Origin of the sequence: Geopsychrobacter electrodiphilus DSM 16401 (assembly GCF_000384395.1) — a bacterium.
GTDB classification, from domain to species: domain Bacteria; phylum Desulfobacterota; class Desulfuromonadia; order Desulfuromonadales; family Geopsychrobacteraceae; genus Geopsychrobacter; species Geopsychrobacter electrodiphilus.
This window is the reverse complement of sequence record NZ_ARWE01000001.1, coordinates 3,012,549-3,025,715: the sequence shown is the minus strand read 5'-3', so window position 1 is coordinate 3,025,715 and position 13,167 is coordinate 3,012,549. Positions and strand designations below refer to the sequence as shown.

The following is a 13,167-nucleotide window of genomic DNA, read 5'->3' as shown; positions in this document are numbered from 1 at the left end:
ACCCTTTCACCGAGTTTTTATGCGCTTTTTTGTTGTGGTCTGCTGTTGACCGCCGCCAAGGGTCGTGCTCTTGGGGGGGGGCAAACTGGTCATTTTAACTTTTTACTTTTAGCTGTTAGAATGGGTATATGACTCAGCGAAAAAAAACCGCAGACAAACAAAAAGTGACTCCCTCAGGGTCAGAAAACCTTCCATCGCCGAAGACGTCGCGACCTTTTGCTATCGCGGGCATCGGTGCATCCGCCGGCGGAATGGAGGCGCTGGACCAGTTTCTGCGGTATGTCCCGCAAAAAAGCGGGATTGCCTACGTGATCGTCCAGCATCTCGATCCGACCCATAAGGGGATGCTGCCCGAAATTCTCCGTTCGGCCACCAGCATGCCGGTTGTTCAGGCCGAAGACCGGATGCTGGTTAAACCGGATTCGGTCTACGTGATTCCACCCAACAAGGATATGTCGATCCTGCACGGTCGACTCCATCTGTTTGAGCCGGCCGCGCCGCGTGGTCTGCGGCTGCCGATCGATTATTTCCTGCGCTCCCTGGCCGATGACTGCAAGGAGCGGAGCATCGGCATCATCCTGTCGGGGATGGGCTCAGACGGGACCATGGGCTTACGTGCCATCCGGGAGAATTCGGGTCTGGCTGCGGTGCAGGACCCGGAATCCGCAAAATTTGACAGCATGCCGCGTAGCGCGATCAATGCCGGGCTGGCCGACATTGTCGCGCCGACAGATCAACTTCCCGTCCGGATTATCGATTATCATCGCTACGTTACCAGCCATGAGAGTAGCGCTCCACTGCTGGACGACAAGGAACAGAGTTCCCTGGAGAAGATCGCCATCCTGCTGCGAACCAAAACCGGTCACGATTTTTCTGACTATAAAAAAACCACCATCTCCCGCCGCATCGAACGGAGGATGGGGATTCACCAGCTGGGTAAAATAAACGATTACATTCGGTTTTTGCGCGAGAACCCCCAGGAGATCGAACTCCTGTTCAAGGAGTTGTTGATCGGCGTCACCAGCTTTTTCCGCGATCCGGAGGAATGGGAACTGCTCAAGGCCGATGTCATGCCCTGGTTTCTGGCCGAGCGGCCGGCGACAGGTGTGGTGCGGGCCTGGTGTGCGGGCTGTTCGACCGGGGAAGAAGCCTATTCCCTGGCGATCATTTTCGCTGAAATGCTTGAGCAACTGCGGCCAAAGGAGCGCTATACGCTACAGATCTTTGCCACCGATCTCGATCCGGATGCGATCGCCAGGGCGCGGCAGGGGCATTACCCGGCGAATATCGCCGCCGATGTCTCAGCGGAGCGTCTGAACCGCTTCTTCATCGCAGAGGAGAACAGTTACCAGATCTGTAAAGAGATTCGCGAGATGGTGACCTTCGCCACCCAGAATGTCATTATGGACCCCCCCTTCACCAGGCTGAACCTCGTCGTTTGCCGGAATCTGTTGATCTATCTCAATGCGGATCTTCAGCGCAAACTTCTGCCCCTCTTCCACTACAGTCTGATTCCAGAAGGGGTCCTGTTTCTGGGGAGCGCCGAGAGTATCGGCAGTTTTACTGATCTTTTTATGACCCTTCATCCCAAATCGCGCCTGTTCCGCAAACGGAAGTCGAGTCAGCCTGTCGAACCGGTCGATTTTCCGGCGGGCTTTGCCCACCATCCTCTCGATATCTCCAAGGATTTGACCATGCACAAGCCGAAAGCCAACCTCCAATCTCTAACGGACCAGCTTATTCTGCGGAATCACACCTCACCTGCAGTGCTGGTCAATGAGCAGGGGGATATCCTCTGCATCAACGGGCGCACCGGGCAATACCTGGAGCCGGCGGCCGGCAAGGCCAACTGGAATATCTTCGTCATGGCGCGCGAGGGTCTGCGTTTCGAGTTGACGGGGGGGCTGAAAAAGGCGGTTGTCAAAAAAGAGGCCATCAAGATCAACGGGCTGACAGTCGAAGCTCTGGGGCGGACACAGAGAGTCGACGTGCTGATTCAGCCGCTGTCGAGTCCCGAAGAGCTTGCGGGAATGGTGTTGATCGTTTTTAACGCCGTCGCCGCGTTGCCAACCACAAAAGCGCAAGGGCGCTCAAAAGAGGCGGGGGCAGAAGTTGCCCGTATTGCGGAGTTGGAACTGGAGCTTAATCGCAGCCATGAGGAATTACAGGCCGCCCGTGAGGTGATGCAGAGCTCTCAGGAAGAGCTCAAGTCGACCAATGAAGAGCTGCAGTCGACCAATGAAGAACTGCAGTCGACCAACGAGGAGTTGACCACCTCGAAAGAAGAGATGCAATCGATGAATGAAGAGTTGCAGACGGTCAATGCCGAACAGAGAGCCAAGATGGATGAGCTGGCGCGGGTCAGCAACGACATGAAAAATCTGCTCAACAGTACCGGGATTGTCACGATTTTTCTGGATAAAGAGCTTAGCGTCAGACGCTTCACCCGCGGCGTCAATGAAGTTTTCAAGCTGATTCCGAGCGATATCGGCCGGCCGTTGACCGATATTGCCAGCGATCTGCTCTATCCGGAGCTGCCGGCGGTGGCAAGGGAGGTGCTGGACAGCCTGATCTTCAATGAGCGCCAAGTTGCCACCGCAGACGGCCGCTGGTTTATGGTGCGCATTCTGCCGTATCGCACCCTGGAGGATAAGATCGACGGTGTGGTTATGACCTTTACCAACATCACGGCGGCCAAGAAAATAGAGGCTGAGTTACGCGCAACCACGAGCATGCTGCGGACGATCGTACACGCCTCGACATTTACGGTCATCTGTCTGGCGCAGGACGGGAAAATTCTGGAGTTCAACCCCGTTGCGGAAAAACTGCTGGGTTGCCGCCGGGACGAGGTTCTGCATAAAAACTTTTTCGAGCTGTTCATCCCGGGGCCGAGGGGGGGGCAGGCCGCAACGCGCTTGAAAAAGATGCTATCGGCAGACTCAGGTTTGAACTTCACCACGCCGTTTGAGACGAAAACCGGGGAGACTTTTAGTATCCAATGGTCGACCGGGCAGATGTTGGATGTCGATGGCCAACCGGCGGGTATCGTTGCCCTCGGTCAGGATCTCTCAGTGCTGCTGCAGGTTAAAGGTTGATCAGGAAGGGGCTCTCATGGTGACAGATAACGAAGAGTATAAAAAGGATCTTGCCGCACTGCGCCGTCGTGCGGAAGAACGCTTAGCCCACCCCCCCGATCTCAGCAATGAACCCCTCAGACTGCTGCACGAACTCCAGGTGCATCGGGTTGAACTGGAACTTCAGAATGCAGAACTGCGCGACACCCGCTATGAACTCGAAACCATGCTCGAAAAGTACACCGACCTCTTCGATTTCGCGCCGGTCGGTTATGTGACCCTCGACCGCACCGGGGTTATCCTCGCTGTTAACCTCACTGCGGCGCGCCTCATCGGGCTTGAACGGTTTCGCATCAGGGGGCGGCGCTTTGAACATTTCGTTGATTATCCGTTCCGTCCCGCTTTTTACGCCTTACTCCAAAAGGCCTTTTTGAGTGCTACTCAAGAAAGCTGCGAAGTGAATCTCATGCCAAAGGCGCATTCTGGTGTCGTTCTCCAACTTAAGGCATTGGTGACCGTGACCGGGGAAGAATGCCGCCTGGCCTTGATCGACATCACCGAATTGAAGCAGGCCAAGCAGGATTTGCGCGAAACACAGCAGCACAAGATGGAAACCCTCGGTCATATGGCCGGCGGGGTTGCCCACAGTTTCAACAATAATCTGGCGATTATTCTCGGGAATATCGATCTTTCTCTGAACCGGCTGGCGCAAGACAGTCCTGCGCGCCCATTGTTGGCGAATGCCAAGATTGCCGTGAACCGTTCCCGCGAGCTGGTCCAGAAGATTTCGACCTTCAGCCGCCAAGGTTCAGATTACGTGCTGCCGGTTTCATTGCCGGCGCTGGTCGATGAGACCCTCAAGCTGTTGGAGTCCACTATCCCCAGCACGGTCAAGCTGCAAAAAATCATCACCCACGACAGGGGCGAAATTATCATCAAAGGCGACGCCACCCAGATCCAGGAAGCCTTGATTAACCTGTGTAACAATGCGGTCCATGCCATGCGCGAAAAGGGCGATTTGTGTGTCAGCCTCGACAGGGTCACCTTGCAAACAGCCGAAATCCCTGCGGCCTACGCCTGCGGACCCGGCAGCTACGCCCGGCTCAGTGTGCAGGATACGGGTGCGGGTGTGCCCCCGGAAATCATCGAGCAAATCTTTGAACCTTTCTTTACCACCAAGGGGGTCAACGCCGGAACAGGGATAGGGCTTGCAACTACACAGAAGGTTGTGATGAAGCATGGCGGGCTGATCAAGGTCAACAGCACCCCGGGCCAGGGGAGCACTTTTGAACTCTATTTTCCGATCATTGAAGACCGGGAGTTAGACATTCCAGCCGTTGACCTGGCGCTGCCCCGCGGCAGTGAAAAGGTCCTTATTGTGGATGACGACAGCATGTTGCTCGAGGCCTGGAGAGAGATTCTCAGCGAGTACGGCTATCAGGTCACTACCCAGGTCAGCAGTACCCGGGCGCTGGAAATTTTCAAAGCGGATCCGTATGATTTTGATCTGGTTATCAGCGATCAGACCATGCCGGGCCTTTCGGGCCATGAGTTTATCGCCGAACTACACGGCATCCGCCCTGATCTCCCGACAATTCTCTGTACCGGGCACAGTAATCTGATTGATGCCGAAGAGGCGAAGAGACTCGGGATCAACGCGTTTTGCCTGAAGCCCCTGGCCCTCGCCGAGATGGTCCAGGTGACACGCAGGGTACTGGATGAAGAGCAGGCCGCTTCGGGGCAGAGCTGAAAAGATCCGCTGATCAGATTTAAAGGCCCGACCAGAGCTAAACTGGTTGGGCCTTTTTACGTCCTGTCTGAGAGCGGCATCTCGGTTTATCTAAGTGATTCGATGCTCGGAACATCATTTTAGATACGCGGATCGGATCTGTTCAAAAGAGAGTCAGGCTCGCGATTGTCAGCGATTTTTATCCAGCAGCTCGCGTTGTTTCTCGGTATCAAGGATCATGGTTTTGTCGGCGTCGAAGGGGGGCTTCTTCGAACCGCCGGAGATGCTGAAGAGCAGGCTGTGCTTGCCGATGGTCACCCGGTCGCCGTCGATCAGTTCATAGCGGTCGATCTGCTTTTCGTTGACGAAGGTGCCGTTGGTGCTTTTGAGGTCTTCGATCAGGTAGGTGTTCATCACCTTGCGGATTTTGGCATGTTGGCTGGAAACCGCCAGGTTGTCGATCCTGATGTCGTTGCTGGCGCTGCGGCCAATGCTGAGGTCATCGTTGTCAGTTTCATAGGTGGCCAACAGTTTGTCGCCGAGTTGCAGGGTGATTTTTAACATGGTTTTTCTCCTGATTCCGATGTGAATCCTTCTGGTTCTACTCCTCGATTTTTACCACAATGACCGAAATATTGTCACGTCCACCGGCCTGATTGGCCGCTTCAACCAGCTGTGCTGCGGTTTTCTGGAGTGTCTGCTTTTGACATAACAGGGCCTGGATCTGTGTATCATCCAGCATGTCGGTGAGGCCGTCACTGCAGAGCAGCAACAGATCTCCGGCTTGTAACAGCTGCCGCGCCAGGAAGACCTCGACGCTTTCCTCGAGCCCTACGGCCTGCAGCAGAATGTTACGCATCTGCGAGTTGCGCGCTTCCTCAATGGAGATGATCCCCAGCCGCACCTGTTCGGCCACCAGAGAATGATCGATGCTCAGCTGCTTCAGCTCTGCACCCCGCAGACGATAGATGCGACTGTCGCCGACATGGGCAATCTGAGCGGTCTCGCCATCGATATAGACAACGGAAAGCGTAGTCCCCATACCGCGTTTGGACTCATCCTGCAGTGCGGTCTGGCGAATGCTGCGGCTGGCGTTGAGAAAGGCCGATTGCAGGCTGGCGGTGGCGTCCGCCGGGGGTGGAGCGAGCGGTGGGAACTGGTCGCAGACGGTTGCAACCGCCATGGCGCTCGCCACTTCGCCGGCGGCGTGGCCACCCATGCCGTCGGCCAGGACAAACAGGCCGTTGGCCGCATCGGCGAAGACGGCATCTTCATTGTTGGTACGTCGCAGCCCGACATCGGTCAGGGTGCAGGCGGTCAGTTTCATCTCCCCTCCATGGTATCCAGCAGGTCGAAGAGCTCACGCTGGAGCAGATCAGCCGATTTGTAGCGCCGGCTCGCCGACTTGCTCAGCAACTTGTCGACCATTCTGCAGCAGTCGTCCGGCAGGTCGGGACAGATATCCTGGAGGTCAGGATATTTGGCGTTGGAAATATTGTACATCAGGGCGGTGAGGTTTTCCCCGACAAAGGGTTTTGCGCCGCTGAACAGTTCATAAAAGACCACTCCCAGAGAGAAAAGATCGGAGCGCCCGTCGACCCGTTTCCCCGCAACCTGCTCGGGTGACATGTAGCTCGGGGTGCCGAGGATGATGCCGGTTTCGGTTTTCGAACTCGATACCATGCGCGCCACGCCGAAATCGGCGACCTTCACCTGACCGTTCTTGCCGAGCATAATATTGGCCGGTTTGATGTCGCGATGTACGACATCGTGGTGATGGGCGTAGTCGAGCGCTCCGGCAATCTGCGCGCCGAGCTCCAGAATCTTGCGTGCTGAGAGGCGATTTTTCTTACTGCAGTACTGACTTAAGTCGGTGCCGTCCAGCAGTTCCATCGCCATGTAGGCCAGATCGGCCTCCTCGCCGACATCGTAAACCGTGACGATATTCGGATGGTTAAGGCGGCCGGCGGCCTCGGCTTCGCGAAAGAAGCGCTCCTTGACGTCGTCGAGTTCTGTCGGATCGATTTGTTCATAGGCCAGTGTCTTGATCGCGACCTGACGATTGATTTTGGGATCGACCCCCTGATAGACGGTACCCATGGCACCCTGTCCGAGCACTTTTTCAATGCGGTAGCGGCCGAGCATCGGTTTTTCGCCCGACTTGCTGATTACCATGGTGCCATTTGCGGCAGGCATAACCAGGGTCTGAACGTTATCCCTGAGTTGCCGGATGCGCTGCTTGAGATCGCGAAAACTCCCGGCTTTCTGCAGGTGCAGATAGACCGTCAGCGCCTTGTGCGGCATCCGCTTGCGTTCGAAGTCGAGGCCGAGGCTGTAGAGCAGCTCTTTCATGCCCCTGTACCCGGGCGGGCAACGCAGATAGCGGTCCAGCGCCAGGTCGAGCATCCCCTGTTCCTGAAAGGATCGCCCGAGCATTTTGTCGCTCTCGGCGACCGAGGTTGTCAGGTTATGTCGCAACTTCTTGTAGTGCACCAGCAGAAAACCGAGCAGCGAGAGAACTATGGCCGGGGCGACCTGTAGCCAGAGCCCGCTGATCACCAGGGTCGCGGCAGCGCCGATAACCCAGGTCAACAGAAAAAACAACAGGCTTAAAAGCCCGAAGCGGGTCGAAAGACGGGGCAGGAGCAGAAAACAGAACAGCCCGAAGTAGAGCAGTACCAGGCTCTCAAGCAACCAGCCCCAGGCAGGTTGATGCAGTGGCGTGCCGTTGAGCAGGCTGATAGTCGCCAGAGTTGCCGCTTCAAGCGCTCCGAGCCTTCCAGCCGGTTGTGCTTGAGCGTCGCTTTCGCCGATCAGGACAATACGGTTGCGCAGGGTCCTTGGCGGAACTTTTTGCTGTAGCAGATCGCTGGCCGAAATCGCCTGAAAGGCCGGCGCTCGGCCGGACCGATCAAGCAGCAGTTGATACCCCGGGCCGAGGTCGAGGCGCAGCTTGCCGAGGCTGAGGCGTCCCGGAAATTCGAGCGGGCCGTAGCTGAGATCCTGCAGTCGTTCGCCTGTGGTCATGAGAATCAGCTGCAACGGCAGCGACGGCACCAGGCGATCTTGCCAGGGGACGAGGAGCGGCAGACGTCGTAGCACGCCATCTTTATCCGGGTGTAAAATAAGTGGCCCGGCTAAAGCCCGATCCTGTAACCCTCGAAGTGGCGGCAGCAGCAGCGGGGAGGGTGGCTGCGACAGGTAGCGGCGGAGCGGATTCTGCTGATTGAGCAGCAGTTCGCGCGCGGTGGGCAACTGGGTGATGCGCGGCAGTGAATGGCTTTTGAAATAAGGCGTGTTGCCGGCGGAAATTCCCTGCAGGTCCTCGACTCTGACGACCAGATTGCGGGCGTTCGCGATCAGTTCCTGATCGGCCGTCGGGTCGCTTGAAGCGAAACTCAGCGGGGAAATGAGGCCGATGGCGGCCGGGTGTTGTTCCTCTACGGCGTTCAGCAGTTTCGCCAGCTGGTGACGCGACCAGGGGGTATCGCCCAGTTGCTGGCGGCTTTTGAGGTCGATGGCGACCATCACCAGGTTGTCGGAGTTGGCCGGCTTGCGCAGGGCAATCAGCTGGTCAAAGATTTGTTGATCCAGCACCTGCAGCGGGGGACAACCGACCTGCGAGGCGACAAAAATCACCAGCGTGAGGAGCAGGCCGAGAACCGGGTTGCTGAAGATGATTCGACTGAAAAGACGCATGCTGATCTCCCGCTGGGGGGGGTGGACGGCGTTTATCATACGTCAAAACCAGTCGGAGCGGGACATTTTTCTCTTCCTGGTGGTGGGGTGTCAAAGCATGGTTTTTCGGGCTGGACTGTGGTACTTCTGCAGCTTATTTCAGTCATGAGGTACTGATGCACAAACTTTCACTCATCGAACGCTTTCATGAGCATGAAGAACTGGCCGAAAAGTTCTATGCGCTCGATCTCGAAATTCTCAAAATCCTCGATGTTGAGACCTTCTGCCGGGCCTTGCCGCGGCAGGTTGCCGAGCTGTTTAAGGTACCACATTGCTGGTTGTCATTTATTGAAGATTCCGGCGCGGCGCGCTTTGTGCGCGGCAAGTCGGATGCGCCTTTGGTCAGGCGTGAAAGCTTTGAGGAGCTGCTGCCGCAGCCTGAGAGGCCGCTGGTGGTCAATGAAAATCTCAGTCCTTATTTCAAGCTGCTGCCGGCGGCGCGGCGTGAGCATTTTCAGTCGCTGGCGCTGGTCCCCCTGCATCTCGATGGCGAGCTGGTCGGGAGTCTCAATCAGGCGGATCCCGATCCGCAGCGCTTCAACCCGAACTACAATCCGGTCTATCTCGAACGTCTGGCGGTCAAGCTGTCCCTCGGCCTGTCGAACGTGATTGCTCACGAACAGCTGCGCCAACTGGCCTACCATGATCCCTTGACCTCACTTCCCAACCGGCGGGCCATGGAACGTTTTCTGACCACCGAACTGGCGCGGATCAAACGCTATGGCGGTGAAATGAGCGTCGCTTTTGTCGATCTCGATCGCTTCAAGCTGGTCAATGATACACACGGCCATGATTACGGCGACGCCCTGTTGCAGTATCTGGCCGAGGGTCTGAAAAAGATGAGCCGCCAGACCGATCTGACCACCCGCCTGGCGGGGGATGAATTTGTGCTGCTGCTGCCGCAGACCGATCGCGCCGCGGCCGAAGGCTTGCTGGGGCGGATGGAGACCGAATTTCTTAAACACCCGCTGCAGTTCAAGGGGCAGAGCCTCGAAGCGCGCATCAGTTATGGCACCGCGTCATCCAACGAAAGAGCGCATCCCACTGACCTGCTTAAACTTGCCGATAGTCGTCTCTATGAAGCCAAACGCCGCAAAAAAACTCTTTAGCCAAAAGCCACTCCTGATGCTGGCGCCGATGCAGGGGCTGACTAACCGCGTGCTGCGCCAGTGGTTTATCAACCAGGTCGCGCCCGATATGGTTTTTACCGAGTTTGTGCGGGTGCAGACCCGCAGTCGCAAGCGCGTGACGCGCAGTGATCTGGCCGAGGTCAGCAGCCACGGCGGGGAAACCCCGCTGGTGGTGCAGATGATCGGTCACGGCGCAGAGCCGCTGTGTGAAGCGGCCGAGGGGCTGGAGATGGCCGGAGCCCGGCATCTTAACCTGAACCTCGGTTGCCCCTACGGCCGGATGCTGAGCGGCGCGACCGGCGGTGAGCTGCTTCGTGAGCCGCTCAAGCTGGCGGCGCTGCTGCAACGCCTGCGTGCGCAGATCAAGGGAGATTTTTCTATTAAGTGCCGCGCCGGCTACGATGATCCGCGTCAGATCTTCGAGTTGCTGCCGGTGTTTGAAGACTGCGGGGTCGACTGGCTGATTCTGCATCCGCGCACCGTCGAGCAGCGTTACACCGGCCACGCCGATCACGAGCTGACCGCTGAGGTTGCGGCAAAGTGCCCACTGCCCCTTGTCGCCAACGGCGATATCAACGATGTCGCCACCGGCCTGAAGCTGCTGCAGATCCCGGGGATCTCAGGCCTGATGCTGGGTCGTGGCGCGCTGGCCGATCCCTTTCTGTTCACCCGGTTACGTGCAGAACGGCTCGAACCTCTGACCGCTGAAGAGCGGAGCAGACAGCTGCAGGGTTACATTGCCGCTCTCATTCCGGCCTATCTTGAACAGTTCTGTGGCGAGCGCCAGGCGTTGATGAAGCTCAAGGATCTGCTCAATTTCATCCCCGATCCGGCGCGCCAGCGGGTGTTGGGGAAGATGAAGCGGGCGCAGAGTCTGGATAAATTTCGCCTTCTGTTGCAGGACGTTTAAATTCCCTCTTCCTACCCTTAGGTCTTGCAATAGTCGGCCAGAAAATACCAACGGCAGACTTCCTTTCTTGACCCCTTTCTTATGTATCCCGGCAGAGTCCCAGCCCTGATTCCCTGTTTATGGCGTAATCCTTCCGATCGCCTCATTGCCGCTGTCCTTAAAAGAGTTGTGAAGTTTTCTTCACAGCGCGCCGCTGGATTTTATTTAATTTATCTGGAACTTGTTTAAAGAGCGGGTGGATAGTGAACAGAATTTTAGAACCAATAATGTTTAGAGGCAATAACAGGCCAAGAAGGCTTCAACCCCGCAACGAATCAGGAGGTTCCATGCTGAAACAAAGGAAAATGTGGAGAATTTTAACGTATCTGGCGTTGGCCACAGTGGCGACGTATATGCTGGCCGGTTGCGGCTCCAGCTCATCCGACCCGATCGTGCCGGCGGTCACGATTGAGCCGACGGTTCAGGTAACAGATACCGCAGGAGACGCCGTTGTAGGGGCCACAGTCTACGCCATCCCGGCGGCAGACGTTACGGCTATTGCCGCTGAGCCAATTACTTTGGGGACAGATGGCAACTATACAGCAGCGTCCCAGAACGTCGATGAGCCACTTGAGGATTTGATCAACGGTAACTTTACCCCTGCTGGGAGTGGTGTAACAACTTACGTTTCGGGCACAACCGACGCCACCGGCAAAGCACTCCTTTCCGGGCTACCCGTTGGTGCTGCGGATATGTATTTTATCTACGTTACCCCTGCAACGACTGATTCGGTTCACCTGCCAGGCGGCAGCCTGTGCCGTAACCTGGTCACAGGGGCATCTCTGGACAATAACGTGACAACCGTTGAGATTTCGACCAGCCCCTCCGCGACGGCAACCTATATCGGTTCCAGCGCCTGTCTGGGCTGTCATTCGACCTATGCCACGATCAAGCAAACCGCCCACAAGCACGGCATCATGCAGGCAGGGGTTCCGAGTGGTCTTCAAGATCTGACCGAGTTCGGTCCGACTGCCGGGGTTTACAATTATATGGCGGGGCTGGACAAGTTTACCGCAGGTACGTCCACTACGGGCGGGACGACCATCTGGTACTCTGACCCTGATACCACCCGTGGATTCGACAAATTTAAAACGCAGACGACTGCCCCCGCGACAGGAACTATCTATGCGACGGTTCGTGTCTACAAGGACAGCGTTGATAGTAAATATAAAATGCAGTTCACCAACGTCATCAACCCTGCCGATCCGAAAAGCGGGATGATCCGCGAAGTTCTTATGAACTACGGTGGCGGCGTTTACAAACAGCGCTACATGTCTTCGTTTGGTGCCAGTGAAAGTCTCTATATCCTTCCGGTACAGTACAATGCGTCGGGTGATGATGCTGCGACTGACAGAACCCGTAAGATCTTTCGTGATTATCATCTGGATTTCTGGATGACCTTCGACACTGCGGTTGCAACCAATAATCTTTTTAAGGACCTGCCCGCAGCGTCAAAGAGTTTTGATATCAACTGCGCATCCTGTCACTTCAACGGCTATCAGGTTGTTCAAAACTCGACGACCAGCGAATTCAGCGCCACGGCCGTTGCCGATGTCAACGGCACTCTGAACCCGATATCTGGTGTCAACGAAGAGATGAACGTCGGCTGTGAATCCTGCCACGGCCCGGGTTCTGACCATCAGGCCGCCAACGGTCTTGGCGTCGCCATCGTCACCCCGCAAAATCTTCCGGTTGAACGGGCTTCCATGCTCTGCGGCCGTTGTCATAGCCGGCCTGAGGGCAATAATAGCTTCGGTACCCATACTGACCAACCGTTGGATGTAAATAACGAGATGTTGCACGCAGGCAGCAGTCGGGCCTCTTATCTGGCCAACAATACCGATCGTCATGATGCTAAGGCAAGTGACATGTGGGCCGACGGGTTGCATTCAAAATCTCACCATCAGCAGTACACGGATTTCATTCAGTCCGTAAAATATCGCAATGGCAGTGCGCTCAAGACCTGCACCGATTGTCATGATATTCACGCGCCGGGAACCGATCGTCACCAACTGAACGGCACTTCGGATAACAGCTTGTGTATCAGCTGTCACGCGGCCAAGGCCGATGTGGTTGCTCACATGACTGCCAAGACTGGCGCCTCGATGGGCGCAGGTACCAAGTGTATCGATTGTCACTTCACCAAAACGGCAAAGTCTGGCGCTGGTCAGACGGTCGGCAAAGTCGGCGGCATCTCTGGTGTGACTTACTATCAGAATGACATCAGCTCGCATCGTCTGGATGTCCCTCTGAAAAACGCTACTTCGTCAACTAATCCGATGCCGGTGCCTTACATAAACACCTGTGGCGTATGTCATAGTCTTAGTGCAATGTAGGTAATGCGGTGGGGGAGAATCTCTCCCCAGCCATAAAAAAGCGCCCCCGGTTTTCCGGGGGCGCTTTTTTGGCCGTAACAGGTTAAATTTGAAAAGACAATGGGTCTAATGGGTCGGTTTTCATTTTAGCTGGCTGCGGGGATTAGGGTGCTCATACTGTGGCGGGATTCTGGTTCGGTGCAAACAGGTGAAGTTTTAGCTGGATTGTCAA

8 protein-coding genes are annotated in these 13,167 nt (G+C 56.2%); 5 read left to right on the top strand and 3 right to left on the bottom strand.

All coding sequences use genetic code 11. The features are described 5' to 3' along the window. Window positions 1-128: 128 nt before the first annotated feature. Window positions 129-3,095, top strand: coding sequence for a chemotaxis protein CheB (locus tag D888_RS0114340; protein WP_020677258.1), 2,967 nt, complete (start codon window positions 129-131; stop codon window positions 3,093-3,095). Window positions 3,096-3,111: 16 nt separating this feature from the next. After that, window positions 3,112-4,824: a hybrid sensor histidine kinase/response regulator gene (locus D888_RS21815; RefSeq protein WP_020677257.1), complete on the top strand. Its 1,713-nt coding sequence runs from the start codon at window positions 3,112-3,114 to the stop codon at window positions 4,822-4,824. A gap of 168 nt (window positions 4,825-4,992) precedes the next feature. Here the strand turns inward: D888_RS21815 and D888_RS21810 are convergent, their stop codons facing one another. From D888_RS21810 to D888_RS21800, 3 genes are read right to left on the bottom strand one after another with little or no spacing between them, the layout of a single operon-like run. Continuing rightward, complete coding sequence (locus tag D888_RS21810) at window positions 4,993-5,367, bottom strand: FHA domain-containing protein (RefSeq protein WP_020677256.1); 375 nt, start codon at window positions 5,365-5,367, stop codon at window positions 4,993-4,995. A 37-nt stretch (window positions 5,368-5,404) separates the two neighbouring features. After that, window positions 5,405-6,130: a Stp1/IreP family PP2C-type Ser/Thr phosphatase gene (locus D888_RS21805; RefSeq protein WP_020677255.1), complete on the bottom strand. Its 726-nt coding sequence runs from the start codon at window positions 6,128-6,130 to the stop codon at window positions 5,405-5,407. After that, on the bottom strand, window positions 6,127-8,502 hold the full coding sequence (locus D888_RS21800; RefSeq protein ID WP_020677254.1) for a CHASE2 domain-containing serine/threonine-protein kinase: 2,376 nt from the start codon (window positions 8,500-8,502) through the stop codon (window positions 6,127-6,129). Before D888_RS21800 ends, D888_RS21805 begins: the two co-directional genes overlap by 4 nt. Window positions 8,503-8,657: 155 nt before the next feature. Between D888_RS21800 and D888_RS0114315 the strand changes: the two genes are divergently transcribed. From D888_RS0114315 to D888_RS0114305, 3 genes are all read left to right on the top strand, one after another. Further along, on the top strand, window positions 8,658-9,650 hold the full coding sequence (locus D888_RS0114315) for a sensor domain-containing diguanylate cyclase (protein ID WP_020677253.1): 993 nt from the start codon (window positions 8,658-8,660) through the stop codon (window positions 9,648-9,650). Next, complete coding sequence (locus D888_RS0114310; RefSeq protein WP_245555015.1) at window positions 9,619-10,581, top strand: tRNA dihydrouridine synthase; 963 nt, start codon at window positions 9,619-9,621, stop codon at window positions 10,579-10,581. The genes D888_RS0114315 and D888_RS0114310 overlap by 32 nt, the downstream gene beginning before the upstream one ends. Window positions 10,582-10,907: 326 nt before the next feature. Continuing rightward, a complete protein-coding gene (locus tag D888_RS0114305) occupies window positions 10,908-12,956 on the top strand; it encodes a cytochrome c3 family protein (protein WP_020677251.1) in 2,049 nt (682 codons plus the stop codon). Window positions 12,957-13,167 lie beyond the last annotated feature (211 nt).

Coding starts and splice junctions, on each gene's coding strand:
- D888_RS0114340 (WP_020677258.1), top strand. CDS start 129: ATGACTCAGCGAAAAAAAACCGCAGACAAACAAAAAGTGACTCCCTCA.
- D888_RS21815 (WP_020677257.1), top strand. CDS start 3,112: ATGGTGACAGATAACGAAGAGTATAAAAAGGATCTTGCCGCACTGCGC.
- D888_RS21810 (WP_020677256.1), bottom strand. CDS start 5,367: ATGTTAAAAATCACCCTGCAACTCGGCGACAAACTGTTGGCCACCTAT.
- D888_RS21805 (WP_020677255.1), bottom strand. CDS start 6,130: ATGAAACTGACCGCCTGCACCCTGACCGATGTCGGGCTGCGACGTACC.
- D888_RS21800 (WP_020677254.1), bottom strand. CDS start 8,502: ATGCGTCTTTTCAGTCGAATCATCTTCAGCAACCCGGTTCTCGGCCTG.
- D888_RS0114315 (WP_020677253.1), top strand. CDS start 8,658: ATGCACAAACTTTCACTCATCGAACGCTTTCATGAGCATGAAGAACTG.
- D888_RS0114310 (WP_245555015.1), top strand. CDS start 9,619: ATGAAGCCAAACGCCGCAAAAAAACTCTTTAGCCAAAAGCCACTCCTG.
- D888_RS0114305 (WP_020677251.1), top strand. CDS start 10,908: ATGCTGAAACAAAGGAAAATGTGGAGAATTTTAACGTATCTGGCGTTG.